The sequence below is a fragment of the Marinobacterium sp. xm-g-48 genome (assembly GCF_013282925.1).
Lineage (GTDB): Bacteria > Pseudomonadota > Gammaproteobacteria > Pseudomonadales > Balneatricaceae > Marinobacterium_E.
In genome coordinates this window covers 124,283-150,512 of sequence record NZ_WBYQ01000005.1, presented here as the reverse complement: position 1 = coordinate 150,512, position 26,230 = coordinate 124,283, and the positions used below count along the sequence as shown (strand labels likewise).

General features: G+C 49.4%; 28 protein-coding genes and 1 other RNA gene. 12 read left to right on the top strand and 17 right to left on the bottom strand.

Features of this window, described 5'->3' with window-relative positions; all coding sequences use genetic code 11:
* Positions 1-2 precede the first annotated feature (2 nt).
* Genes XMG48_RS09285 through rppH form a run of 6 tightly spaced genes read right to left on the bottom strand, consistent with a single transcriptional unit; the run spans position 3 to position 5,796 of the window.
* A complete protein-coding gene (locus tag XMG48_RS09285) occupies positions 3-515 on the bottom strand; it encodes a dihydrofolate reductase (protein ID WP_173481785.1) in 513 nt (170 codons plus the stop codon).
* A gap of 12 nt (positions 516-527) precedes the next feature.
* Positions 528-1,379: a thymidylate synthase gene (locus tag XMG48_RS09280; RefSeq protein WP_173481784.1), complete on the bottom strand. Its 852-nt coding sequence runs from the start codon at positions 1,377-1,379 to the stop codon at positions 528-530.
* Positions 1,380-1,393: 14 nt separating this feature from the next.
* Complete coding sequence (gene lgt / locus XMG48_RS09275) at positions 1,394-2,173, bottom strand: prolipoprotein diacylglyceryl transferase (protein WP_173481817.1); 780 nt, start codon at positions 2,171-2,173, stop codon at positions 1,394-1,396.
* A complete protein-coding gene (locus XMG48_RS09270; protein ID WP_173481783.1) occupies positions 2,173-2,982 on the bottom strand; it encodes a sulfite exporter TauE/SafE family protein in 810 nt (269 codons plus the stop codon). The genes lgt and XMG48_RS09270 overlap by 1 nt, the downstream gene beginning before the upstream one ends.
* Positions 2,983-5,277, bottom strand: a complete 2,295-nt coding sequence (ptsP, locus tag XMG48_RS09265; RefSeq protein ID WP_173481816.1) for a phosphoenolpyruvate--protein phosphotransferase — start codon at positions 5,275-5,277, stop codon at positions 2,983-2,985.
* A gap of 33 nt (positions 5,278-5,310) precedes the next feature.
* Entirely contained in the window at positions 5,311-5,796 is a 486-nt protein-coding gene (rppH, locus tag XMG48_RS09260) for an RNA pyrophosphohydrolase (RefSeq protein ID WP_173481782.1), read from the bottom strand.
* 140 nt (positions 5,797-5,936) lie between these two features.
* Here rppH and XMG48_RS09255 point away from each other — a divergent pair, with 140 nt between their 5' ends.
* Entirely contained in the window at positions 5,937-6,596 is a 660-nt protein-coding gene (locus tag XMG48_RS09255; protein WP_173481815.1) for an HAD family phosphatase, read from the top strand.
* A gap of 15 nt (positions 6,597-6,611) precedes the next feature.
* On the opposite strand, the gene XMG48_RS09250 is transcribed toward XMG48_RS09255, so the two are convergent.
* From XMG48_RS09250 to XMG48_RS09215, 8 genes are all read right to left on the bottom strand, one after another.
* Complete coding sequence (locus XMG48_RS09250) at positions 6,612-7,028, bottom strand: CBS domain-containing protein (RefSeq protein ID WP_173481781.1); 417 nt, start codon at positions 7,026-7,028, stop codon at positions 6,612-6,614.
* Positions 7,029-7,174: 146 nt separating this feature from the next.
* Positions 7,175-8,371, bottom strand: a complete 1,197-nt coding sequence (locus XMG48_RS09245) for a class I SAM-dependent rRNA methyltransferase (RefSeq protein ID WP_173481780.1) — start codon at positions 8,369-8,371, stop codon at positions 7,175-7,177.
* 77 nt (positions 8,372-8,448) lie between these two features.
* Positions 8,449-8,838 carry a glycine cleavage system protein GcvH gene (gcvH, locus tag XMG48_RS09240; protein ID WP_173481779.1) on the bottom strand — a complete coding sequence of 130 codons (390 nt, stop codon included), beginning with the start codon at positions 8,836-8,838 and terminating at the stop codon, positions 8,449-8,451.
* Between the two features lie 19 nt (positions 8,839-8,857).
* Positions 8,858-9,961, bottom strand: coding sequence for a glycine cleavage system aminomethyltransferase GcvT (gene gcvT, locus XMG48_RS09235; protein WP_173481778.1), 1,104 nt, complete (start codon positions 9,959-9,961; stop codon positions 8,858-8,860).
* A gap of 82 nt (positions 9,962-10,043) precedes the next feature.
* A complete protein-coding gene (locus XMG48_RS09230; protein ID WP_173481777.1) occupies positions 10,044-11,336 on the bottom strand; it encodes a UbiH/UbiF/VisC/COQ6 family ubiquinone biosynthesis hydroxylase in 1,293 nt (430 codons plus the stop codon).
* Positions 11,329-12,585 carry a 2-octaprenyl-6-methoxyphenyl hydroxylase gene (ubiH, locus tag XMG48_RS09225; protein ID WP_371731461.1) on the bottom strand — a complete coding sequence of 419 codons (1,257 nt, stop codon included), beginning with the start codon at positions 12,583-12,585 and terminating at the stop codon, positions 11,329-11,331. Before ubiH ends, XMG48_RS09230 begins: the two co-directional genes overlap by 8 nt.
* Positions 12,578-13,891: a Xaa-Pro aminopeptidase gene (gene pepP, locus XMG48_RS09220; protein WP_173481776.1), complete on the bottom strand. Its 1,314-nt coding sequence runs from the start codon at positions 13,889-13,891 to the stop codon at positions 12,578-12,580. The genes ubiH and pepP overlap by 8 nt, the downstream gene beginning before the upstream one ends.
* On the bottom strand, positions 13,891-14,454 hold the full coding sequence (locus XMG48_RS09215; protein ID WP_173481775.1) for a UPF0149 family protein: 564 nt from the start codon (positions 14,452-14,454) through the stop codon (positions 13,891-13,893). The genes pepP and XMG48_RS09215 overlap by 1 nt, the downstream gene beginning before the upstream one ends.
* A 187-nt stretch (positions 14,455-14,641) precedes the next feature.
* Between XMG48_RS09215 and XMG48_RS09210 the strand changes: the two genes are divergently transcribed.
* The 4 genes from XMG48_RS09210 (at position 14,642) to XMG48_RS09195 (ending at position 15,958) form a co-directional block, all read left to right on the top strand.
* Positions 14,642-14,851, top strand: a complete 210-nt coding sequence (locus XMG48_RS09210) for a TIGR02449 family protein (RefSeq protein ID WP_173481774.1) — start codon at positions 14,642-14,644, stop codon at positions 14,849-14,851.
* Entirely contained in the window at positions 14,848-15,129 is a 282-nt protein-coding gene (locus XMG48_RS09205; RefSeq protein ID WP_173481773.1) for a cell division protein ZapA, read from the top strand. The genes XMG48_RS09210 and XMG48_RS09205 overlap by 4 nt, the downstream gene beginning before the upstream one ends.
* A gap of 51 nt (positions 15,130-15,180) precedes the next feature.
* Positions 15,181-15,359, top strand: a non-coding RNA gene (ssrS, locus tag XMG48_RS09200) — 6S RNA.
* Positions 15,360-15,364: 5 nt separating this feature from the next.
* Positions 15,365-15,958 (top strand): 5-formyltetrahydrofolate cyclo-ligase, encoded by a 594-nt coding sequence (locus tag XMG48_RS09195; RefSeq protein ID WP_173481772.1) that lies wholly within the window; start codon positions 15,365-15,367, stop codon positions 15,956-15,958.
* A gap of 197 nt (positions 15,959-16,155) precedes the next feature.
* Here XMG48_RS09195 and XMG48_RS09190 read toward each other — a convergent pair whose 3' ends face one another.
* Positions 16,156-17,073: an AEC family transporter gene (locus tag XMG48_RS09190; protein WP_173481771.1), complete on the bottom strand. Its 918-nt coding sequence runs from the start codon at positions 17,071-17,073 to the stop codon at positions 16,156-16,158.
* A 93-nt stretch (positions 17,074-17,166) separates the two neighbouring features.
* Between XMG48_RS09190 and XMG48_RS09185 the strand changes: the two genes are divergently transcribed.
* The gene (locus XMG48_RS09185) at positions 17,167-17,679 is read left to right on the top strand and encodes a glycine cleavage system protein R (RefSeq protein ID WP_173481770.1); all 513 of its coding nucleotides are present in this window, start codon (positions 17,167-17,169) and stop codon (positions 17,677-17,679) included.
* Between the two features lie 62 nt (positions 17,680-17,741).
* Here XMG48_RS09185 and argH read toward each other — a convergent pair whose 3' ends face one another.
* On the bottom strand, positions 17,742-19,139 hold the full coding sequence (gene argH, locus XMG48_RS09180) for an argininosuccinate lyase (protein WP_173481769.1): 1,398 nt from the start codon (positions 19,137-19,139) through the stop codon (positions 17,742-17,744).
* Positions 19,140-19,304: 165 nt separating this feature from the next.
* On the opposite strand from argH, the gene hemC reads away from it, so the two are divergent.
* From hemC to folD, 6 genes are all read left to right on the top strand, one after another.
* A complete protein-coding gene (gene hemC / locus XMG48_RS09175) occupies positions 19,305-20,237 on the top strand; it encodes a hydroxymethylbilane synthase (protein WP_173481768.1) in 933 nt (310 codons plus the stop codon).
* On the top strand, positions 20,221-20,985 hold the full coding sequence (locus XMG48_RS09170; RefSeq protein WP_173481767.1) for a uroporphyrinogen-III synthase: 765 nt from the start codon (positions 20,221-20,223) through the stop codon (positions 20,983-20,985). Before hemC ends, XMG48_RS09170 begins: the two co-directional genes overlap by 17 nt.
* A gap of 12 nt (positions 20,986-20,997) precedes the next feature.
* The gene (locus XMG48_RS09165; protein WP_173481766.1) at positions 20,998-22,197 is read left to right on the top strand and encodes a uroporphyrinogen-III C-methyltransferase; all 1,200 of its coding nucleotides are present in this window, start codon (positions 20,998-21,000) and stop codon (positions 22,195-22,197) included.
* Positions 22,197-23,426, top strand: coding sequence for a heme biosynthesis HemY N-terminal domain-containing protein (locus XMG48_RS09160; protein ID WP_173481765.1), 1,230 nt, complete (start codon positions 22,197-22,199; stop codon positions 23,424-23,426). The genes XMG48_RS09165 and XMG48_RS09160 overlap by 1 nt, the downstream gene beginning before the upstream one ends.
* 10 nt (positions 23,427-23,436) lie before the next feature.
* On the top strand, positions 23,437-23,937 hold the full coding sequence (locus XMG48_RS09155; RefSeq protein ID WP_173481764.1) for a TIGR00645 family protein: 501 nt from the start codon (positions 23,437-23,439) through the stop codon (positions 23,935-23,937).
* 81 nt (positions 23,938-24,018) lie between these two features.
* Positions 24,019-24,867 (top strand): bifunctional methylenetetrahydrofolate dehydrogenase/methenyltetrahydrofolate cyclohydrolase FolD, encoded by an 849-nt coding sequence (folD, locus tag XMG48_RS09150; protein WP_173481763.1) that lies wholly within the window; start codon positions 24,019-24,021, stop codon positions 24,865-24,867.
* Positions 24,868-25,020: 153 nt separating this feature from the next.
* On the opposite strand, the gene XMG48_RS09145 is transcribed toward folD, so the two are convergent.
* Positions 25,021-26,229 carry an NnrS family protein gene (locus tag XMG48_RS09145; RefSeq protein WP_217363688.1) on the bottom strand — a complete coding sequence of 403 codons (1,209 nt, stop codon included), beginning with the start codon at positions 26,227-26,229 and terminating at the stop codon, positions 25,021-25,023.
* Position 26,230 lies beyond the last annotated feature (1 nt).

Genomic DNA, 26,230 nt, shown 5'->3' with positions numbered 1-26,230 from the left:
GGTTACGCCTCGCTGCGGTCGTAGACGATGAATGCGTAGGGGTAGCGGTTCGGCTGATCGCCGGCAGGAAAAGATTGACGACCCAACTCTTGCCACTGGCCGTAGTCAATTTCAGGAAAATGAGCATCACCCTCGGGTTCAGCCTCTACCTGTGTCAGGTAGAGACGATCAACAAGAGGTAGCGATTGTGCATAGATCTGAGCACCACCAATAATGACAGCCTCCTCTACCCCATCGATCATAGCCTGTGCCTCACCGACCTCGATAGCCTCTTCTAGGCTTGCCACGATTTTGACACCTTCAGCACTCCAATTCGAATCTCGTGTAATGACGATATTCAAACGACCTGGCAGAGGCTTGCCAATCGACTCAAAGGTTTTGCGACCCATAATAATGGGCTTACCCATGGTCACCTCTTTGAAATAACGCAGATCTTCAGGTAGGTACCAAGGCAGTTTATTGTCATTACCAATAACGCGATTTAAACCCTGAGCGACGATTAAAGCTAATCTCATAACCTCTCCTACTTATACAGAAAATGGGTATTGAATGGCGTCATGGTACTGATAGCCAACCACTTCAAAGTCATCCGTTGTCACCCAGGTTTCGATATCCTCAAGCGATTTAATATCGGGATTGATCTTTAACTGCGGGCTAGGGAAAGGTTCGCGCTTAAGCTGCACGTCACGCATCAACTCCAACTGATCTTCATAGATGTGCGCATTGACGATCTTATGATACGCCTTACCTGGTTTATGACCGGTTATCTGGGCCATCAACGCCAACAACACATAGACCTGAACCTGATTAAAATTGAGGCCCAGCGGCACATCACAACTGCGCTGATAGGATGTTAAAAAGAGCTGATCACCCAATAGCGAAAAGGTGTGGGTATGCATACAAGGACGCAGACAACCAAGATGAAACTCACCCGGGTTGTAGAAGGTCAGGATTTCGCCGCGATCATCGATCCCTTTAGAGAGGTTATCAACAATCTTCTTAAGCTGATCGGTGACGCTGCCATCGGACGCCATCCACTGACGACCCTGCACTCCGTAAACACGCCCCATGTCATCCTCACCTTTACGAGCAGGATTATTCAACCAAGCACCATTCTCGTTTGCGTTAGCATTCCACGTATTACAGCCAATATCACGAAACTGAGCCGCACTATCGTATCCACGTAGGTAACCCAATAGCTCAGCAATAGCCGCTTTGTAAAAACTCTTGCGCGTTGTGACGAGCGGGAACTGATTGCCCGCGACATCATATTCAAGATTGGCATCAATCACTGTTAAACAACGCTTACCGGTGCGCTCATTACCCACCCAGACGCCTTCATCAATGATGCGTTGGCACAACTCTAAATACTGTTTCATCCAATAACCTTAGATTAATTTTTCGACGCAACTGGGCGCATAAGCAGATAAAGCCCAATCAAAATCATGGGTAGAGAGAGTAACTGACCCATTGTTAAAACATCAAACCCAATAAAGCCAAGATGCGCATCCGGCTCCCTAAAGAACTCTACAGCGCTACGAGCAAGGCCGTAACCTAACAAAAAGAGCCCTGAAACCGACCCCAACTTGCGCGGTTTCATTGAGTAGATCCAGACAATTGAGAACAGAACAATACCTTCGAGCAGCGCCTCATAAAGCTGCGAAGGGTGTCTAGCTAACAGGTCGTTGGCACGTGGAAAGATCACACCCCAGGTCTGATCAGTGGCACGCCCCCACAACTCACCACCGATGAAGTTACCCATCCTGCCAGCAGCCAAACCTAAAGGCACGAGCGGGGCGACAAAATCACCGATCTCGAAAAGCGATTTACCCTGACTTTTAGAGAACCAGAGAATGACAGCAACCACCCCTAACAAACCACCATGGAAGGACATCCCCCCTTCCCAAACATGGAATAACCAGAGGGGATTTTCTAAGAAGTAGTCAAAGTGGTAGAAAAGGACATAACCGACTCGGCCACCAAGAATGACACCTAGAGCACCATAAAAAATCAGATCAGAAAGCTGCTTTTCGCTCCATAGACCGGTTCGCTTTGCTTGAACAGTACCCAACCAATAGGCCGAACCGAATGCGAGCAGGTACATAATGCCGTACCAATGAATTTGAAGCGCACCAAAGCCGACCGCAACTGGGTCAATATCATGAGTCCAGATCACGCCAACCCCATCAAGTTAATCAGCAAGAAACGAACACCAATGACCATTAAGAAGATGGCAAAGATCTTTTTCAGGTGTTTTTGTGGCAGAGAGTGCGCCAATTTCGCACCGACTCGAGCAAACTGTGAACTGGCAATCGCAATGCCCACAAAGGCTGGCAGATAGATGTAGCCAACACTATAGGCAGGCATACCCGCCGCATCTTGGCCGGCCCAGATATAAGCCAGAGCACTGAACAGCGCGATGGGCAAACCGACTGCGGCTGAAGTGCCGACTGCTTCACGCATCTCACTGCCTCGAGCGGTCAAGTAGGGCACCGTCAAGGTACCACCGCCGATACCAAAAATAGAGGAGGCTCCACCAATGACTGAACCCGCAACACCCAACTCTAAGTTTTCAGGCGTGCTTTTACCCTGACGCGGCTTCAAATCGAAAGCCATCTGCACTGCGACCATACAGGCAAAAACTCCAAAGATGATTTGAAGATTATCACCACTTAACTGATCAGCGATCCAAACACCGACCATAGCACCAACGGCAACACCGACAGCGAGCGGCTTAAACTGATCAAAGCGAACCGCACCGCGTTTATTATGCGCCAGTACCGAACTGATCGAGGTAACCACAATGGTTGCAAGTGAAGTCGCTACTGCAGCGTGGGTCACAACGACCTCTGGCATCGCCTGAGCCGTAAAGCTAAAGATAAGAACGGGGACGATCAAAAGACCGCCACCAATACCAAAGAGCCCAGCCACAACGCCAGCCACCGAACCTAGAACTAGGTAGGTAATTAATGTCTCTATCATCTAATCGTTTCCTGGAAGAACGGGACGCGTCAACTGTGTCAGACCCGCGTTTTGAAGCGTTTCACGAAGCAATAGGTGAATATCTGAAGACTCATCCATTTTCATCACCTGCCCTAAAAGCAACGCTGCATCTTTATATTCAACACTGCGAATCGCCAACTTAACTTTAGGTAAGTTGGTCGAGTTCATTGAAAGCACGTCATAACCCATCGCCATCAACAGCAACGCACCGCCGGGATCGGCCGCCATCTCACCACAGATAGAGACCTGTTTCTGGTATTTGTGCGCCTCATTAGCAATCAACTGCAGTGCCTGCAACACCGATGGGTGATAGGTGGTGTAGAGATCAGCAACACGCGGATTATTGCGATCAACTGCGAGCAGATACTGAGTCAAATCATTAGAACCGACTGAGACAAAATCGATCAAAGGCGCAAAACGGCCAATTTGATAGACCGCAGCGGGCACTTCAATCATGACGCCAATCTCAGGCTTCTGAAGATCCAACCCCTCCTCCAACAACTCGTTGAACGCCTGATTAATCTGCTCCAGCGCCGCTTCCACCTCTTGAACACTGCTGATCATTGGCAGCATGATCCTTAAGTTATTGAGCCCCTCAGATGCCCGCAACATAGCACGCACCTGAACAAGGAAGATCTCGGGATGATCTAAGGTGACACGAATGCCTCGCCAACCAAGGAATGGGTTCTCTTCCTCAATTGGGAAATAGGGCAACGCCTTATCACCACCAATATCTAGGGTGCGCATGGTTACAGGTTTGGGGGCAAAGGCTTCCAGTTGACGACGGTAACTGTCCGCTTGCTCTAGTTCAGAAGGAAAAGTATCCCTAATCATAAACGGAATTTCTGTACGATAGAGTCCGATACCTTCAGCACCGCGTTTAACCGCACGCTCCACATCTGCCGTCAGACCGGTATTAACCCATAACGTCTGATTGAAACCATCTTGTGTCTCAGCGGGAAGGTCGCGAAGTTGATCCAGGTTAGCCTCAATCGCTCGCTCCTCTTTGAGAATAGAGCTGTAGGCTTCTAACAGATCATCTGTCGGGTCAACGTAGATCCTGCCTGAGTAGCCATCGACAATAACCTGACGACCATCAAGCTTGGTATAGGGCAGCTCAACCACACCCATCAGCGTTGGAATACCCATTGAACGAGCCAATATGGCGGCATGTGAGGAGCCAGAGCCGGTCACAGACACCATACCGACCAACTTATCTTCAGGCACCAAACCGAGCATAGCCGGCGAAAGGTCATCGGCAATCAAAACCGTGTTATCTGGGAAATCAGGAACCCGTTCAGCCCCCTCTTGTTGCATTGCCGAGAGCAGACGACGACCTAAGTCACGAATGTCAGTTGCCCGCTCGCGCAAGTAGGGGTCCTCCATATCGGAGAACTGCCTAACATGAGCTTGAATAACTTCCCGAAGCGCACCCTGAGCCCAGTTTCCTGCCTCAATCTTAGTTCGCACTTCACTTGGAATGGCATTGTCATCCAGCATACGGAGGTAGACTTCGAAGAGCGCCTGCTCCTCTGTTCTAAGGCGCGTCGCTAGAGAGTCAGAGACCTTCTGAATATCTTCCCGCACTTGAACCAGGGCGTGTTCGAAATCTTGCAGTTCTGCCTGGATATCATTGGCCGGCTTGTCAGGCACACTGCGTAGATCTGCAGAGAGCGTTGCCACATAGACATTACCGATAGCGACACCGGGTGCGCCAGCGATACCGACAAAACGCTTCGCCGTGACAGGCTCATCATCCTGTTTAGCGGCAGCAAAAACATCAAGAATGGAGCCGGTGGCCTCGGCATGGGCAATCACGCCAGCGAGCTGAGCCGACAGAGTAACCATGAAAGCCTCTTCAGACTCATCAAAGCGTCGAACTTCCCGCTGCTGAACAACCAACACACCGTGCACTTTACGCTGATGGATAATCGGCACACCAAGGAAGGCGTGGAAGCGCTCCTCACCGGTCGATTGTAGATAGACAAACGAAGGGTGAGTGAAGGCATCTTCAAGGTTGATCGGTTCTGCACGAGAACCGACTAAACCCACGATACCCTCAGTCGAGGATAGAGAGACTTTACCCACCGCGTCCTGATTCAAACCCTCGGTGGCACGAAGCACATAACGATTCGTTTGCGTATCGGTTAGGTAGATGGAGCACACTTCAGTCGACATTGTCTCACGAATGCGACGCACAGTAAGGGAAAGTACCGACTCAAGATCGGACTCACTGCCTACTTCCTGCACAATCTGACGCAATCGAGCGAGCATGCTCATGTGCGACTCCTTTTAGACATTGTGTGTCTAGCGTTTAACGATACGTGTCAAACGAGGAGATAACTCCCGCATCGCTTTACGATAAACCTCTTTTTTAAATGAGACGACTTGCCCTACTGGGTACCAATAACTCACCCATCGCCAACCATCAAATTCTGGGGTGTCCGAACAGTCGATTTTCACTGCCTCGTCACGACTCAACATGCGCAACATAAACCACTTCTGTTTTTGACCTATACAGAGTGGAAACTGATTACGACGAATCATGCGTTTTGGCAGACGATACCTTAACCAACCACGGGTAACGCCGAGGATCTCCACATCCTTTTTCGTTAGGCCGATCTCTTCATGGAGTTCACGATACATGGCTTGTTCAGCGGTCTCATCCGCATTGATTCCACCTTGTGGAAACTGCCACGCATCTTGACCACAACGACGCGCCCACAGAACTTGACCCAGCGAGTTAACCAAAATGATACCTACATTCGGTCTAAACCCATCTGAATCGATCACTTTGTTTTCCTTAAAAAACTTTAACTTATGGTCCTATTGTTCCACAGTACCAACTTTTAAGAAATAGACTATTCACAGTGTCTTGCCAGTCAGCTCAGACACCCGTATTCTCTGCAGCGAATCCTAAACACGAGAACCTTATGAAACCCTTGGCTATTTTTGATCTGGATAACACCCTACTCAACGGCGACAGTGATCACGCATGGGGGGAGTTTTTGTGTCAAAAAGGCATTGTTGATGAGACCGCCTACCGAGCCGCAAATGATCGCTTTTTTGAACAGTACAAAGCGGGTACGATGGATATCAACGAATTTCTCGAGTTTGCGTTAAAACCACTGACAGAGCACAGCAAAGCTCAACTAGATCAGTGGCACAACGAATTCATGTCCGAGGTTATTGAGCCGATCATCCTGCCTAAGGCTGAAGAGCTCTTAGCAACACACCGCGCCGCGGGAGATAGGCTGATGATCATCACCGCGACCAACAGCTTTGTCACAGGACCCATTGCTAAACGCTTAGAGGTAGATGAGTTTCTTGCCACTGAGCCAGAACAGCTCAATGGTGCATACACAGGAAAAATAGCGGGCACACCCTGCTTCCAATCTGGCAAAGTTACCCGACTCAACGAGTGGCTCAAAGAGCACAACGCCAACCTCTCTGGCAGCCACTTCTACAGCGATTCAATCAACGATCTACCTCTGCTTGAGCAGGTAGAACGCGCCGTAGCCGTTAACCCAGACGAACGACTAACAGCTGAAGCTCAGCAGCGCGGCTGGCCGATCCTTGATCTTCGCCGCTAATCCTACGCAACTGTTTTAAGCGGATTTTTTGGTATTCGCCAGCGTGTCATTAAGTGCACGCATCACATTTTTACGGGTTACTATTCCAAGCAACTTACCCTCTTCACAGACTGGGTAAACCTTAGGCTTACCACCTTCCATGCGCTCAGCCAGCTGCAACAGCGTCTCTTTAGGAGAGACCGTCAGTGGTTGGCGATACATGATATCGCTGACACAGGTGCGATCATCAAGATAGTAGCTACTTGAGATGAGGTAGCGCAGGCAGTCATGCTCTGACAAGAATCCTGAAATTTTGCCCTCAGTGTTAACAACGGGCAGACCCGGGTAGTTAGAATCAACAAGGTGGGCAACCGCCACCTCCAAAGAGGCAGACTCTTGCAGAGGCACGACCGAAGCATCCATTAGATCTGAAACCAGTTTCTGGGAAAACATTACTCTCTCCTATTGATTAGAGTCACACTTTAATTGTGGTTCAAAATCCAATTTTTTCCACACTCAGACTTAAGAGATAATCAATCAAATGATCTGGCACAAAAAAACGGAGCTAGGGCTCCGTTTTTCTCTTCCATAAATTCTGATCACTCATTCGCCAATAAGCGCATGAAATAAGCTTTCAGATACTCAGTTTCAGGAATCGCTGGGTGAATAGGGTGATCCGCTCCCTGATAGCCCTGTGCGAAAATTTGCCCCTGACGATCCAGCTCACGACTGTTGGTCCGTAGCATATCGACTAGACGGTCTGTCTGCAGGTGCATTGAGCATGATGCCGATACCAACACACCACCACGCTTCAGCAGACGCATCGCAAAGTTGTTGATACGTGCATAAGCACGCTCACCATTACGAATGTCTTTTTTGCGCATAATAAAGGCAGGTGGATCGACGATCACCACATCAAAGCGCTCTTTATCAGCTACCAGTGTTTTACAGATATCGAAGGCATCGCCTTGCAGAGCTCTAAATTTCGGCAGAGCATTTTGTAGACGCGCATTCTCTTCAGCCACTTCCAGTGCGCCTGCAGACGCATCAACACAGGCCACTTCAGACGCGCCGGCAGCCAGTGCTTGAGCACCCCAGCCACCCACATAACTGAACAGATCAAGGACCTTTTTACCCTTCACCATCGTCTGCATACGTGCTCGGTTTTCACGGTGATCGTAGAACCAACCTGTTTTTTGCCCCGTCAACAGGGGTGCAACTAGGTTAACGCCATTTTCAGACAGTGGTGACAGATCGCCGACTTCACCTTGAACCACCTCAACGTAGGCCTCAAGACCTTCGGTTTCACGGAACTTACCGTCATTACGCAACACAATGGCGGCCGGCATAAAGACCTTGTTCAAGGCATCAATCACATGATGCTGAACCTTCTCCATCCCTGCCGTCGAAATCTGTATCACAAAGATATCGTAGTATCGATCGATCACTAGGCCAGGTAGACCGTCCGAATCGCCATACACTAAGCGGTAGCAGGGCTGATCAAAACTCATCTCGCGCAAAGACAGTGCGATGTTGAGACGGTGCACAATCAGCGAGCGATCGAGCTCTTGCTCTGGATCACGACTAAACAGACGACCACAGATCAAGGTATTGGGGTTGATAATCGCACTGCCTCTTGGGCGACCTTGGGAATCTACAACCTGGACCTGCTCTCCCACCTCAAAATTTTTCAGGGGTGAGGCTTTATTGTCCACCTCATTACTGTAGATCCAGACGTGTCCTCCACGAAGACGGCGATCTGCACCCTGCTGTAGAACTAAAGATTTTGCTTTCATCTAGCGATTACCAAAAATAAAAATACCCCGGTTGGCATTGAAACTTTCAAGCCAACCGGGGTTTTAGTCAGATCAGATTACTCTTCTTCGCAAGCAGCTGAGTATTCGTCAGCGCTTAGAAGGTCATCCAATTCACTCTCATCAGTCAGTTTAAGTTTGAAGAACCAGCCATCACCATAAGGGTCGCTGTTAACCATCTCTGGTGCATCTTCAAGATCATCGTTAACCGCAACGACAACACCGCTAACCGGTGCATAGATATCAGATGCTGCTTTTACAGACTCAACCACACCTGCGTCATCACCAGCAGACACCTCTGCATCGATGTCAGGCAACTCAACAAATACCACATCGCCCAGTGCTTCTTGCGCGTGGTCTGTAACACCAATCGTTACAGTGCCATCACCCTCAACACGGATCCACTCGTGGCTGCTTACATACTTCAATTCGCCAGGAACGTTACTCATCTTTTATCACCTGATCTGATTATTCAAAAACTTTTTTGCCGTTGCGGACGAAAGACGGACGGACGACTCGAACGTCGATCTCTTTTCCACGCATTTCAACTTTCGCAGCAGCACCAGTACCGGCAGGCACTCGAGCCAGAGCGACCGAGAAGCCTAAGGTTGGGGAGAATGTACCACTGGTAATTTCACCCTCACCAACACCGTCAACAATAACACGCTGATGCCCTCTTAAGACACCTCTTGTTTCAAGCACCAAGCCCACTAACTTATCGTAGCCGCCATTCGCTTTTTGCTGATCAAGAACCTCACGACCGACAAACTGTCGATCAGATGGTTCAAACGCCACCGACCATGCAATGCCGGACTCTAACGGAGTCACAGAATCGGTCATATCGCTGCCGTATAGATTCATACCCGCCTCCAGGCGAAGCGTATCACGCGCACCTAAGCCACAAGGTGCGACACCCGCTTCAGCCAGTGCAGACCAAAACTGAGCAACTTCATCATCAGGCACCATGATCTCAAGGCCATCTTCGCCGGTATAACCGGTGCGGGCAATAAACCACCCTTCCGACTCAAACCCTTGGAAGACCGATAGTTCGTTAATGGCCTGCTCACGCGATCCACCAAGAAGCGCAGCGACTTTTGCACGCGCCTTAGGACCCTGCACAGCGACCATGGCCAACTCAGGTTGCTCATTTAACGTCACATCAAAACCGATCGCTCGATCCGCCATCCAGGCCAAATCTTTCTCACGCGTCGCACAGTTAACCACCAAGCGGTACCACTCGTTAGAAGAGCTCTTATCAGTCATCAAGTAGATAATAAGATCATCGATAATGCCGCCCTGCTCATTGAGCATGGCTGTATAGAGCGCCTTACCTTTAACTTCTAAACGCGCGACATCATTAGCCACAAGATATTGAAGATACTTACGTGATTCCTGACCTGATACGTCAACAATGGTCATGTGCGACACATCGAACATACCTGCATCTTGGCGCACGATATTGTGCTCTTCTAGCTGAGAACCATAGTGCAATGGCATATCCCAACCGCCGAAATCGACAAGCTTACCGCCCATTGATGCGTGCAACTCATAGAGTGGAGTTTTGTGTCCCATTTACAGTCCTGTTATTCAATCAATAAACTCCGCTTCTCTGCGGAGTTTCAAAAAGGGACAAGAAGTTTACCCTAAAATGGGTTTAGTTCAATCTTTGATCAACGCTTGCCGACGCTGCTCGTCGCATCCGAGTCGGTAGATCGCCGGAAAGGCCCATCGCTTCTGACATAATGTGCTGCTTAATTGGCTCAACGCGATTGAAAAGACGCATACCAACACTGCGCGCCCATTCGATCGGAGCTGGTTGTGGAGCAAATAGACGCCTAAACCCTTCCATCACCGCGCTCATGCGCAGGTTACTCATCTGCCTTGAACGCTCATAACGCTTTAACACCTTCGCATCACCGATCGGCTCACGACGCATCTGTGCCTGAGCAATCACGTCGTTGAGCGCAGCGCTGTCCAAAAAACCTAAATTGACACCCTGCCCTGCAAGCGGGTGGATCGTGTGTGCAGCATCGCCGATCAGTACTCCTCCCTCAACAGCATAGTGCTTGGCGTGACGCTGTCTTAACGGAACCTTTTGAATACCAGTTGCCGACGCCACTCGGCCCAACACATCACGCGAACCAAAGCTGACGGCTGCACAAAAGGCATCCTGATCCATCTCTAATAGTTCTGCTGCATGTTTAGGCGAGGTCGACCAGACCAACGAGACATGATGGGCGCTTGCGGTCTTAAGAGGGAGCAGTGCAAGAGGGCCATCCTCTGTAAACCGCTGCCAACAGGTGTGTTGATGAGGCTGAGTCATCTCAAGCGTTGCGACGACAGCGTGCTGACCATAGTCCCACTCATGCGTAGCCAGACCCAACTGCTTACGTGTATTGGAGTGGGCACCGTCAGCACCCACCACGAGCTGCGCAGACAAAAGATCACCATCTTCGAGCTCTATGAGTCGACTAGACTCTTGGAATCGCCCCAGTGTTTTAATACGTGAGGCGAAATTGAGCTTAAGATTTGCACGATCAAGTGCCGCTTTTAATAGACCTAAAACAATCAGGCGATTCTCTACGATAAAGCCCAACTGCTTCTCGTGAATATCAAAACAGTCAAAATCGACCTCGCCACGCGTTTCACCGTCCCAAACATGCATTTTCTCATAGGGTTCTGCGCGCCAGCCAAGAATATGCGACCAAGCCCCCAAGGATTTCAGTAACTCGACAGAGGCCAGTGTGAGAGCACTCACACGAGAATCAAAAGCCCCCTGCATGAGTTGAGCAGCCTGATCATCAATGGTCGACAGATCCATACCAAACTGATCCAACACCTCAACCTTCAAACCAAGATCCGCCAGTTGAATCGCTGCAGCCAAGCCAGTCATACCTGCGCCAGCAATGGCAACGTCCACTGAGCGAATAGCACTCCTATCAGTCATTAGACTTTAACCTCGCCGCTGGGGTATCCAAGCCCATCGCAGCCCTCGCCAATAGAGTGCGTGCCGATGGAATTAAGTCTAGGGTTTGCAATGCCAAGCTTCGCCCCAAACGGAGAGCCGGATTAGTAGAGCTAAAGATTTTCAATGCAGAGTCGCCAAACCCGATCGTACGACTTTGATCTTTTCGACGCCCGTCAATGAACTCCTCCAACATGGCTAATGCACCAATATCTTGGCCCGCTTGCTTGGCCAGAATAATCCGCTCCGCTAACTCACAAACACCGCGCAAGGCTAGGTTGAACCCCTGACCTGCAATGGGGTGCAGAGCATGAGCGGCATTACCAAGAACCACCAAACCACGGCGAACCTGCTCATCAGCCAAGGTTAAATGCAGTGGGTAGGAGAATCGCTCACCCACTCCAATCAGGCGACCGGCGCGATAGCCAAAGGCTTGTTGAAGATCGGCCAAAAATTGCTGATCGATCTGCTCCATGCGGGAATTGACCTGATCGTCAGACAGCGTCCAAACCAACCCCATACGGTGGCGCCCTTCGTGATCTTCGATCGGAAGCAGAGCAATAGGACCATTTTCGGTAAAACGTTCATAAGCAACGCCATCATGAGGGCGATCGACCTCTAGGTTGGCAATGAGTGCATGCTGATGATAGGGGGTCTGGCGATACTCAATACCCATACGCTGTCTTAGCTCAGAACGTCCACCATCCGCCATGACCACCAGTGGTGCTGTTAAGGTTATCGACTCACCATCTTGATCTATCACCACATGACGCTGACCCTCCACCCACTCAACCGATTCAACGGTCGCCGGCGAAAAGAGTTCGACCTGATCACGCGCGGCCAGCACCGAACTCATTAACACCTGACCTAACCAGTGGTTCTCGACAACATAGCCCAGTGCGTCGACGCGCTCCTGCTCAGCACTCATGGTCGTTTGACCCCAACGTCCTCGGTCAGAAACATGGATCCGATCGATGGGAGTGAGGTGTTCATAGAGCAGCTCCCACACACCCATAGATTCAAAGGCGGTTCGGGATCCATAAGCCAATGCGGTTGAGCGAGCATCAAAGCTGGGCTGAAACTGAGGATTGGGCTTAGCCTGCATAGGGCTCTGCTCAACAAGAGCGATCTTAAGACCTAAGGATTTGGCAGAAGGCATTAACGCAGCGACTAAACTGGCGCCCACCATGCCACCACCACAAATGATTAGATCAAACTGCGATTCATGCACGGCGCATCAATGCCTCTATCTCATCAATCTCTTTGGGTACTGCAGAGGTTAAAACTCGCGCACCCTCTTCTGTTACCAAAACATCATCTTCGATGCGAACACCGATGCCGCGCCAGCGCTCTTCGACGGTGTGATCATCGGGGGCGATGTAGAGACCCGGCTCAATGGTCGTAACAATGCCAGGCGAAAGCTCTCGCCACTCACCCTCGACACGGTAGGAGCCAACATCATGAACATCCATACCTAACCAGTGCCCAATGCGGTGCATATAGAATCGACGATAAGCGCCCGATTCAATTAACTGATCCACCTCACCCGACAGCAAACCGAGCTCAACCAACCCTTTAGTCAATATTTCGACAGACAACTGATGCAGAGAGTCCCAATTACAACCCGGTTTGACCGCGTCAATGCAGGCTTTGTTGGCGTCTAAGACCAACTGATAGATGGCACGCTGCTCTTCGCTGAACTGGCCGTTAGCAGGGAAAGTCCGGGTAATGTCACTGGCATAGTTATCCAATTCACAACCTGCATCTATCAGAATGAGATCACCCTCATTAATGGTCTGATCGTTGTCGATGTAGTGAAGAATACAGGCATTTTTCCCTGCCGCCACAATAGGCGTGTAAGCTTGAAAACGAGCACCCTCAGCCATGCAGTGACTCTGAATAATCGCTTCCAGTTGGTACTCATTCATGCCAACCCGGCACTGCTGCATCGCTTTAACATGAGCCTCTGCAGAGATATCGGCCGCTCGCTGCATGATGGCGATCTCAGCATCGGATTTAAACAGACGCATCTCATGCAAAATAGGATCTGAATCACTCAAAGCCTTGGGAACTTCAGCGCCCGCTCGAACACGTTTAGCCAGATCCTGAATCCAACCTTTTACCCGGGAGTCCAATGCAGCATCGCGTGCTAACGGGTAGAACAGCTGATCAACGCCATCGATTAGGCTGGGAAGCTGTTGATCAATCTCTGAAAGATTGTATGCAGCATCCGCGCCAAAGGTCTCAATGCAACCCTCTGGACCTGCTCGGTAACCAGTCCAGATCTCCATTTCAGGATCACGTGGCTGACAGAACAGTACCACCGGCTGATCTGAACTTGGCTTAAGCAGCAACAAACCATCCGGTTCATTAAATCCCGTAAGGTAGTAGAAATCACTCGACTGCCTAAACGGAAACTCAGCGTCGGCGTTGCGGCTGACCAAAGAGGCCGCAGCGATAATCATGACCGAATTGTCAGGTAACTCAGAGAGCAGTTTAGCTCGACGCTCTTTGTAGATTGAGAGATCAATTTTCATCAGTGCATTACCGGTTTATCAGACTCAGTAGACTCCGCTTTATTACATTCACTAAATAGCAGCATGGCAGCCATACGAACGTACTCTTCCACCTCCATCAGGAGATTCTCGTCCTCTTCGGCCTGGCCGTCCGCCTCAATTTGCGCAATTTGCACCAGATCTTTAAGACCATCTTGCGCATCATTAGAGAGATGTTGCCCTTGATCGCCAATCGCCATGCCAAAACCTGCTAGGAACCCAGTCACCCAAAGGCCTAACTGCTCTGCACGCTCAGCCAGAGGTTGCTCATCATCCGGTAGTAAAATGGCCAACTCAAAAGCGGATGATTCCAGCTGTTCTAAAATCTGGGTGTAGAGTGCCATCAACTTTTCGCTGCTGCTCTCAAGAGCGATACGAGTGATATCCATTTGAGTGACACAAAACGCCTCAAGACTCGCTTTATCAAAACGTTTAGCGGCGGTGAGCTGCCCAACGATCGCGCCATGTAACTCAGAGGGTGAAAAGGCGATAGCCCCCTCTTCAATCATTAAATTGGCTAGTTGATCAAAATCTGGCGCGCTCATCGACTCTCACTTATTACGGTAGAAATAAAGGTTCAGATGCTATTCAGAGGGCGTTTAAGACGACCGCTTTCAAGAGCATTTATTGGGGATGATCCTAGCACTTTGCGGCCTTTGGAGCTATGCAGAACATTGACCCAATGCAACTGCCTGCTAATATGGTCGGAATTCAAAACGTTCGAGGCAGTCAATGTCAGAAGCAAACCCATCAACGCTCGCCACCAAAGTTGATCAATTGATCGAGTTGGTACAAAAGTTGGATGAGCAGAATCGTCACTTACAGACACAGAACCTGAAGTTGAAAGAGGAGCGTGCTCAGCTACTCAAAATACATGAGGGCACCCGTAGTCGTGTTGAATCGATGCTAAATCGCCTTCGTGTTTTGGAGAAAAGCTCATGAGTAACACACTGACCGTTGCCCTTCTTGATAAAGAGTACACACTTAGCTGCCCAGCCGGCGCTGAGGCAGGCCTTATTGCTGCAGCAGAAAACTTGAACGAGAAAATGCGTGAGATCTCCAGCAGCGGCAAACTACTGGGCATGGAACGTATCGCAGTGATGGCGGCCCTCAACCTGAGTTATGACAATTTGAACTCATCAAAAGCCGAAGCGAGCTCAAACGATGAATCCAAGCAGTTGATCGATAAGATCGACGCGACGCTTGCAAAATTTTCATAGTTTTTCCGGTCTTAAACCCTTTAATAGCGGCTTCATAGGGTTATAATTAACTCAACCCTGGGATGTTCGACAGTTGTTCAAGTCCCTCGAGCCGATAATCATTTTCCCGGATGCGGGGAATAGGTATTGTGAGCATGTCCGCGTGCGGAAAGCCTAATATATTTATACTCGTATCCACTCTGAACCTTCGGGTTCAGGGCCAAGAACACCACCGGCATCCTGGGGTCTTTTCTCTATGCTCAGTATCGAAGATAGAAAAACCATTCGTCTTGAGAAACGTCGAGCACGTCGTGCGCTCTCCAGTAAACAGCAGAAGCGTGCTGCACTCTCATTAGTTCACCAACTAAGAAAAGCCCCCTACTTTCATCGCGCTAAACGCATTGCCGTTTACCTAGCTAACGATGGTGAAATCGATCTTCAACCGCTCATCAAGTTGTGTTGGAAACTTAAGAAATCGGTCTACCTGCCGGTACTGCATCCGGTTCGACACAATCGACTCTGGTTTACTCAATATCAACCCAACACCTCAATGAACCAAAATCGCTACAAGATTTGGGAGCCAAAATTAAAGCGCTCACACTCTCCTGCCTGGGCAGTGGATCTAGTACTGATGCCGCTGGTTGCATTTGATCAGCAAGGTGGACGCATGGGCATGGGGGGCGGTTACTACGATCGAACCTTCGAATTCACACAGAAAAAAGGGTTCATGCACGGCCCTAAACTCATTGGCGTGGCACACGACCTGCAAAAGGTTGAGCAACTACCGATACAACCTTGGGATGTTCCTATGCACGGCATTGCGACTGAAAAGAGACGCTATATTGCTTAAAGAGTGAGTTTAGATCGATTGGATCAACCCGGTCACTGCAACTCCGGTTACTAAGGTAACCGTGAGTAGCAGCAATAGGTCTGGAGATTGTTTCATTTTCATATTTTGAACTGAAACTAGGAGGCTTATTAAGTAAGACCTCAGCATCAGAAAAAAGTTCAAAATAAGTTCAAAAAAATTTCAAAATTAATATCAATTCACAAAATCAGGCTCGGCAAGGATAGCGCCACCGGCAATGTCAGCATCGATAACAGAGTCTGTGCAGAGAGAATATTTGCAACTAAGGGGGCATCTCCATTCAGCTGTTTTGCAAGAATATAGGCCGCTGAAGCCGTTGGTACCGACGCAAACACCATAAAAATCAGCAGTGACTCTGATGAGAGTTTAAGCATCGCGCCAACCGCCAATGCCAATAGCGGCATAACGATTAATCGAGCAGCAACGCCCATCATCAATGGCAAACCTGAAGATCGCATCGCCTTTAAATTGATTCCCGCACCCACCGCCAACAGACCCAGCGGTAAGGCAACCTGAGCCAACAGCTCCAACACCGGTGTGACGAGAGAAGGTATGCCCAACTTAGAGAGGTTCAACGCCAAGCCCAGCAGACAGGCACCAATCAGGGGATTACTTAATATCTGCTTCAACACAGTTAAAACAGAGGGGCGTTTATCGCTGTAGAGGGCAAAGACCAACACGCAGAGTAGATTGAGTAGAGGAATCATGACGGAGGCGATGATCGCCGCAATCACTAACCCCTTACTGGGAATCAGGCTCGCCGCAATAGCCAGTGTGATGTAGGTGTTAAAACGCAGTCCGCCTTGGTAAACCGAAGTAAATGAAGCCGCACTGAATTTGAAAAGCTTCTGCAAAGCGAGTAAGAACAGCGAGCCTAGCGCTAGAAGTAGCAGTACCGCTTCAATCAACACCAGAGATTCACTGCCATTAAAGTCAGCCGCGGCGAGCCGTGTCACTAACAGGGCTGGGAAGCATAGGTAGTAGATGATCTTCTCTGCGCCGTTCCAAAAGTCGTGATCAACGAACTGGATTCGATTGATCAACACACCTAACAACAGAAGTGCGAAGACAGGCCAGAGGGCCGCAAAAATATCCATCAGTTATGCACTCTTGCCAAACAAAGTGCTAGTCTTTGAGACAAACCTAGTAACGATCATGCTTTAGAGCATCCTATCTGTGGAGCGACAACAATGAAATCTTTAGTGCTCAGCTTTATTGCTGATGATAAACCAGGACTAGTAAACCTTATCTCTGCAGCCATCTCAGAGCACCAAGGCAACTGGTCTGAATCCAGTCTATCGCAACTGGCGGGTAAATTCGCGGGCGTTGTGGTGGTTGATGTACCTGCCGCAAACTTGGACGGTTTAACTCGCGCATTAGATGACCTAAAAGAGCAAGGCATTCGCGTCTCTTGTGAAGTCAGCAACAGTCAAGAGAGTGCAACCGAGTATGAAACCGTGACCCTTGATCTGGTTGGACATGACAAACAGGGTATCGTTCGTGATATCTCCAATACCTTGTCGCTACTGGGCGTTAACCTCGCCAGTTTAGAAACCGAACTGACACCCGGCTCTATGTCATCTGAGCTTTTGTTTAAAGCCAAAGGTGAACTGCAAGTACCGAAAAGCGTTGATTTAGACAGCGTACAAGCAGCACTTGAAGAGATCGCATCCGATCTGATGGTCGACATCACCTTCGCCTAACGAGACCCTAAAACAAAAAAACTGCCCGTAGGCAGTTTTTTTTTGCTTAGGATCGCCGAATATTACTCAGCGCGTTGCGCCAACTCGTTTCGACCCGCCGCAACCGCCAATCGAACTTGGTTAGGTGCCGTACCGCCAATATGGTCACGAGCGGCCACCGAGCCCTCGAGGGTTAGCACTTCGAAGACATCTTCATGAATCTGATCTGAGAACTGACGTAGCTCTTCAAGAGTCATATCGGATAGATCTTTGCCTGTTTTAATACCATAAGCCACCGACAGCCCAACGATTTCATGGGCATCACGAAAGGCAACACCTGCACGCACTAGGTAGTCAGCCAAGTCCGTTGCGGTAGAGAAACCACGGCGAGCCGCTTCGCGCATCTCTTCAGGACGAGCCTCAATCGCAGGCACCATATCACCAAACGCGCGCAGACAGCCTTGAACCGTATCGACAGCATCAAACAAAGGCTCTTTATCCTCTTGGTTGTCTTTGTTGTACGCCAGCGGTTGTGACTTCATCAACGTCAGCAACGACATCAGATGTCCGTAAACACGGCCCGATTTACCACGTACCAGCTCAGGCACGTCTGGGTTCTTCTTCTGTGGCATGATTGAAGAGCCGGTGCAGAAGCGATCTGGAAGATTGATAAAGTTGAACTGTGCAGAGGTCCAAAGCACCAACTCTTCTGACATACGAGTCATGTGCATCAGCAACACGCTTGAAGCAGCACAGAATTCAATCGCGAAATCACGATCTGACACAGCATCTAATGAGTTGCGAGCTGGCATCGTAAAATCTAGAAGCTCTGCAGTGTAGTGACGATCGATTGGGTAGGTCGTACCGGCCAAAGCCGCGGCACCGAGTGGCATCACATTGACACGCTTACGACAATCCGCAAAACGCTCGTAATCACGACAAAGCATCTCGTACCAGGCCAACAGGTGGTGACCAAAGGTAACAGGTTGTGCCGTTTGCAGGTGAGTGAAGCCAGGCATGATTGTGTCAGCATTGCGCTCAGCCAGATCCAAAAGACCCGCTTGCAGACGCGTGATTTCAGACAGTATCTGGTCAATCTCATCACGCATGTAGAGGCGGATATCGGTCGCTACTTGGTCGTTACGCGAACGTCCGGTATGCAGCTTTTTACCGGTAATGCCAATCTTCTTAGTCAGTGCCGCTTCAATGTTCATGTGCACATCTTCCAGTGCAACAGACCATTCGAACTCACCACGTTCAATCTCAATGCGAATCTCACCCAGACCTTTAATGATTGCATCGCGCTCATCTTCAGTCAGAACACCCACTTTGGTCAGCATGCGTGCATGCGCAATAGAGCCCTGAATGTCTTGGCGATAGAGACGCTGATCAAAATCAACAGAGGCTGTGAATCGAGCCACAAACGCATCGGTTGCCTCACTAAAACGACCACCCCACTGCTGGTTCGTTTGATCACTCATCTCATTTACCTCTCTTGAAACTGTCTCGGTGGATGACACCGCATAAAATAGTGGCGCGATTATAGCACTCTCAGCCGATCTAATAACCCGTCCGGACGCTCAATTTAGTAGAGACATCTGATACACTTAGAAAATTCGAAAAAAAGATCTCTATTTGGAAGTTTCATGTCACGCACACTCCGCATTGCGACTCGCCAAAGCTTACTCGCTTTATGGCAAGCAGAATTCGTAAAAGCCCGTCTTGAAGAGCTACATTCCGATCTTAACGTTGAGCTAGTTACTATGGTGACCCGCGGCGATAAGATTTTGGATACCCCTCTCGCTAAAATCGGTGGTAAAGGCCTGTTTGTTAAAGAGTTAGAAGTCTCCATGCTGGAAGGGCGTGCCGATATCGCCGTGCATTCTATGAAAGATGTACCGATGGAGTTTCCAGAAGGTCTAGGATTGTCTGTCATCTGTGAGCGCGAAACACCCACCGATGCGTTTGTCAGCAACACTTACAACCACTTTGATGAACTGCCGCAGGGGGCTGTGGTGGGTACCTCATCGCTTCGTCGCGAGGTGCAACTGCGTGAACGCCGTCCTGATTTAGAGATCAAAACCTTGCGTGGCAATGTTCAAACCCGCCTTGGAAAACTCGATGCCGGTGAATATGACGCCATTATCCTAGCATCAGCCGGACTGATTCGCCTTGAGCTGAAAGATCGCATTAAACATCAAATCGACTCTACCGAGAGTCTTCCCGCCGGTGGCCAAGGCGCAGTCGGCATCGAGTGTCGAATGGATGATCTAGAGACTCAGGCTCTGTTAGCACCACTGAACCACGACGAAACGGCTGCTCGTGTTATTGCCGAACGCGCCATGAACAAACGCCTTGAGGGCGGCTGTCAGGTTCCAATCGGTTGCTATGCCGAACTGGAAGGCGATCAACTCTGGTTACGCGGCCTAGTCGGTCGCCCTGATGGCACACTGGTATTGCGCGATGAGATTCGCGGTCACAAAGAGAGTGCCGAAGCCTTGGGAATTGAGTTAGCTGAAAAGCTCCTTGCAGCAGGTGCCGGTGAGATTCTAGAGCAGGTGTATGCCGAGCGCGGCTAAACCCAGCGTACTAACCACGCGCCCGGCAGCCATGCAGGGCGCGCTAACGTCTGCCCTGAAAGAGAGAGGCTTTACGCCTATTCCACTGCCGCTTCTAGAGATCATTCCTGAAGATCTAGAGAACCCATCCACCCCTGGTCTGCAAAGCAAACTACTGGATCTCGACCTCTATCAACACGTCATCGTTGTCAGCCGAAATGCGGCCAGAATTGCCATTGACCTACTCGATCAACTCTGGCCTCAACTGCCTATTGGGGTGCAGTGGCACGCCATCGGCAAAGGGACGTCTGATGAACTGGCCAGTTATGAGATTCATGCCGCCACTAATGAAGGACTCGATTCAGAAGCCCTGTTAACACTGCCTGCATTTGCCCAACCTTTAGGAGAACGAATCCTAATATTCAAAGGCGTAGGCGGTAGAACACTCCTAGAAGAGACCTTAGCCGAGCGTGGTGCAAAGGTCGAAACGATCAGTCTCTATCAACGTCAAATGCCTGAATACAGTGACGCTGAACTTTCAGAATGTTTTAAACAGGCACCAGGCGCTATACTCATTAGTAGTGGCGAAGCGTTAGAGCATTTAGCGAAGCTTGCCGATGAGTGGGGCATGTTTGCCGATACACCCATTTTTGTTCCCAGTCAGCGTGTTGCCGATCTGGGAAATACCTTAGGTTTTACCGATATCACAGTCGCAGACGGTGCTGATGACAGTGCCATGATCGCGGCCTTAGAGCAGCGATTTCAATAAAGGAATAGAGCGATGAGTCACTCCGATAAAGAGAATCAAATCGATCAAGTAGAAGATGCCGAGATTCTCGAAGCTGAAGTTGTAGAGTCAAAGGTAGAAGAGACGGCCAGCGATCAGGCTGAAGATAGCTCCGAATTGAAAGAGACCTCTGATGTAAAAGAGACTGGCCCAGCCAAAAAAAGCGCGTCAGCAATCCTAGCTACGATCATCAGTCTGGTTGCTCTTGGGGCGGTGGGTGCTGGCGGTTACCTGGCCCAGCAAAAACTCACCCAACTCGAAGAGCGCTTTAATCAGCGCAGTGCCGCTCAACAGCTGGAAGCCACTGCAGCGGTCAATGATGCCAATGCAGCAGTTGCCGAGCTGACTGAGAGCTTCCAACAGATCCAAGCGGAAAAAGTGGCACAAACGGCCGAAATCGCCACTCTACAAGAACGCCTAAGTGATGCCATCAAACAGGTCGAAGCCGGTCGTGAACGATCAGAGAGTGACTGGCGCCTAGCTGAGGCTGAGTATCTATTACGCTTAGCGAACCAACGCATCTTGATGGAGAACCGCGCCGAAGGTGCACTGGCCCTCTTGCGCAGTACCGACACCATTCTTAAAGAGCTGGATGATGTCAGCCTATACCCACTGCGCCAAAGCCTTGCCAGTGATATCTCGAAACTCGAATCAGTACCCAATTTGGACATAGAAGGTACCTACCTTCGAGTTGCAGCACTGATTGAGCGTAGTAAAGACTTACCCACACTCACCTTAGAGCAACAACGCCAACTGCCTGAGCTGATCGACAACGTCATTTCTGAGCAGGTAGATGCAGAGACACAGCAGAACATCACCAATGGTTTTGCCAAAGCGATCAGCAAACTTGAGTCGCTGATCGTTATTCAACGACACGATCAGCCGGTAGAGCCGATCCTATCACCGGATCAAGGTCACTACCTTCGCCAAAATATCCAGATGTTGTTAGAACAGGCGCAACTGGCGCTATTACGTCAACAGCAGTCTGTATTCACAACCAGCTTGTCACGCGCGCAGTCTCTGTTGATGCAGTACTTTGATAAGGATAACTACACAACCAGTGTTCTAATCCAATCCCTAGCGGAACTAACAACCCTGAATGTGTCGCCAACGATTCCGGACATCTCGGGATCATTGAAGGCTCTGCAGCAGCATCAAAAAGAGATAGCTAACCTGCGCAGGGAGGCAGAGTAATGAGACGCTTTTTAATCCTACTCTCACTCCTACTATTAGTAGGTGCTTGGGTCGGGCAGGCCATGATGAAAGACAGTGGATATGTCTTGATTGCCTACCAACAGGTCTCCATTGAGACCAGTCTGTGGGTGCTTCTGATCGCGGTGGTTCTGCTGTTCACATTGACCCACTGGCTATTCAATCTATTCTCGAATTGGCGCTCACCTGCCGAGAAGCTCCGCCGCTGGAGCGAAGCGCGCGGTGATAGAAAAGCCGGCACAAAATCCAATCAAGCGCTGGAAGCGGAACTGGATGGTGACCTATGGAAAGCTCGCCGCCTGTTTATCCAAGCTGCAGAACTCAGTCGAACTCCTGCCCTATTCTATTTAGAAGCGGCTCGATGCGCGGCAGAGCAAGGGGATGAAAAAGAGGCGCACCGCATTCTTATCAAAGCGGCTAAAGAGTCACCTGAGTCAGAGTTACGCCTTCAACTCGAGCAGGTACGTTTTGACGTTAAATCAGGTCACCATGAGAGGGCTGGCGAACTGCTCAGCAGACTTGCAAAAGAGCGCTCAAACTCAACCGCTGTAGATCGTGAAAAAGCGGCGTTGCTGAGTGCGAAACGCGATTGGAACGCGCTACTGCCAATGCTACCGAGCCTGCAAAAGCGCAAGGTTTTAAACAGCAGCGACATACAAACTTTAAGACGCACAGCCGCTCTCTCTAAATTGAACAATCTAGAAGAGACGTCTCGTACTGCGCTAGATCAGTGTTGGGAAGATCTGAGTTACGAAGCACAACAAGATCCAGAAGTTCGCCGCGCTTACATTGGCCAGCTAACCGCCCTAAACGAAACAGCAGATGCCTGCTCGCAGATCATTAAGTGGTTAGCTAAACACTGGGATAACGATCTAGCGGTTCGCTTCAGCGAACTGCCCTGTGATGATCCAGATTCCATGATCAAAACGGCTAAAGGCTGGTTAAAACAGCAGCCTGACAATGCGGCGGTAGAACTGGTTCTGGCACGTCTATCTCGTCGCGCTCAGTTATGGGGAGCCGCGTTAACGCACTACAGAAAATCACTCGAACTCAACCATCAGGCACAGACGTTGATCGAACTAACCGAGCTCTACCTACAGCTGGGTGAACAGCGCGAAGCGGCTCAACTGTTGAGTTCCAAGAACGCACCGCTTCAACTGCCAACTCCGTCGGAAGCGGATCGCACGACACGACACCATTTAACTCATTAAGGATTGCACCGTGGCTGAACGTTTTATTGAGCGCTTGATGTATTCAACTCGCTGGATTTTAGCGCCCATTTACTTAGGACTTAGCTTAGCCCTGGTCGCATTGGCCATTAAGTTTTTCCAAGAAGTGATACACGTCCTGACCGATGTGACGGTTCTACCAGAGGCTGATCTCATTTTGATCATTCTCTCTCTTATTGATATCGCGTTAGTCTCGGGATTGATCGTCATGGTCATGTTTACAAGCTATGAAAACTTTGTCTCGCGCCTCGATATTCGTGAATCGACAGAAAAGCTCGAATGGCTTGGCACACTCGATACCAACTCTCTGAAGAACAAAGTCGCCGCCTCCATTGTTGCCATCTCTTCAATCCACTTACTTAAGGTCTTTATGAATGCGAGCAACATCGATAACGATAAACTGCTCTGGTACGTCGTCATTCATCTAACCTTTGTTATCTCAGCAGTGGCAATGGGCATGCTTGATAAGATCACCCGCAAAAGCCCTAAATGAGAGAGCTGATCGAGCAAAATTCGATCAGTAGTGATAGAATCCGCACAATTCAATTTGCTAGACCCCAACCACAGGAAAACCATGACCACACTGATTCTTGATGGCAGCGCCGTTGCTAAAAAAACCGAAGCTGAACTCGCTACACGCGTTGAAAACCTTAAAGCGAAAAGCGGCGGTCAAACGCCTGCATTAGCCACTATTTTGGTAGGCGCTGACCCAGCGTCAGCAACCTACGTGCGCATGAAGCAGAATGCCTGCAAACGTATCGGCATGGAATCAATCACGGTTGAGATGGGTGCAGAGACCACCACCGAAGAGCTGTTAGAGAAAATCCAAGAGCTGAACAGTAATCCAAACTGTCACGGCATCCTGCTTCAGCACCCAGTTCCAGAACAGATTGATGAGCGTGCCTGTTTCGATGCCATCGCTCTAGAAAAAGACGTAGACGGTGTCACCTGTCTTGGCTTCGGTCGCATGGCGATGCAGGAAGAGGCCTACGGCTCCGCAACTCCACAAGGCATTATGCGTCTTCTAGACGCTTATGACATTCCGCTTTCAGGTAAGAACGCTGTCGTAGTTGGTCGCAGCCCTATTCTAGGCAAGCCGATGGGCATGATGCTGTTAAACGCTGATGCGACTGTGACCATCTGTCACTCACGCACCCAAGGACTAGCCGACATTATCAAACAGGCTGATATCGTCGTGGGTGCGGTTGGCCGCCCAGAATTCATTAAAGCAGAGTGGATCAAAGATGGCGCCATCGTTGTCGATGCTGGCTACCACCCAGGCGGTGTGGGTGATATCGAACTTGCACCACTAGAGAGTCGTGTTGCTGCTTTGACTCCTGTCCCAGGCGGCGTTGGCCCTATGACCATCAACACTCTAATATTCCAGTGTGTCGCAGCCGGGGAAAAGAAGATATCTGGCTAAAGCTGAATGCTAACTGATTGCATTTAAAACCAACGAAGGAGAGCAGTAGCTCTCCTTTTTGTTTCTTATCGGCACAACGCAGACGGCTACTCACGACCCATTTGAGACACTCAAGTTAAATTTACACTCCACGTTTCAAAGGTCATTTCAGCATTATCGTGACATGTTTTCAGTGAATAAGATTTTGGTATAGGCAAACACAAAAATCAAAAAGCCTATACTCCAAAGTAGAGCTGATGACGCTATAACTATTGAATATTCCATGCCGAGTAATGACCCTGTGACGCGGTCAATCGCAGCAAAACTAAGGGCTAATAAGGAACAAGTAACCCAAACATTAGCCTTAATAAGTCGTCCAGTATGCCCTAATGAAACTCTCGATATCATCGATAAGATCATAAGTCCCATCCCGCCAACCGTGATCGAATGAAAACCAAATGAAACACTTGGTATCAAATTCATTTTCGCCAAGGCGAGTAGAATAAAACCTAGACTCATAGCTAAGTAACTAAGATGTAAGGACCATACTAGTGGGACCTGCAACGTCACCCATAGCCTCCATCGCAAAGCCCTAAATAGATTTGAAATCCCTGCCACGAATAGAACAGCAATGCTAAGAGTGATCGGTACAAAGTTTTGAGCCAAAGTTGTAATAAACACAATCACAATGCTTAGAATCGAAAGTTGCTCTAACCACCCAATCGAGTTAACCCGAGGTGTCTTTGTTCCGTTGGCTGTGAACATGGGAAAGACTCGCCCCCCCATTATGCTCATTACTAGCGCTGCAAGGATGACCATGGCGTGCGAAATAGTGGTGATATCAACGATAGACTCACTCGACAATGAAAAATGAAAGACAGCATTCATCATCGCCATCACAAGTAGGATAGGTACAAAAAAGAGATTCCTCCACATCTTGGCTTGCAGTATCGGGCGCGCTAAAAAGCCAGCACAGGCAGGCAAGAAGAGAAGATCTATAACGATTGTGTAATCACGAAAAAAGGCGGGTTGAAAGGCAAGTGTTATACGACCTAGAAGCCATGTCAGTACAAGAGCAGCTAACCACCATCCTTCAATGCATTTTCGCTTTGTCCAGGTTTGCACAGCAGTTAGGAGAAACCCAACCATGATTGCTGGAAAAAATCCGAATAGCATTTCATGAAGGTGCCACGCATAGGCACCGCCATAGAAATCAAACTTAATCAAACCGAGAAAACTAAGAGCCCATGCGGGTATGCTTAATGCACCAAACGCAGCACCAAGCAAGAAGAATGGCCTGAATGCTGCGTTTAGAAAAGCAGGGTGATGCCTCTTCGTATTGTTTTCTTCTGTAACGGATCCATCAATTTGTAATAGAGCCACA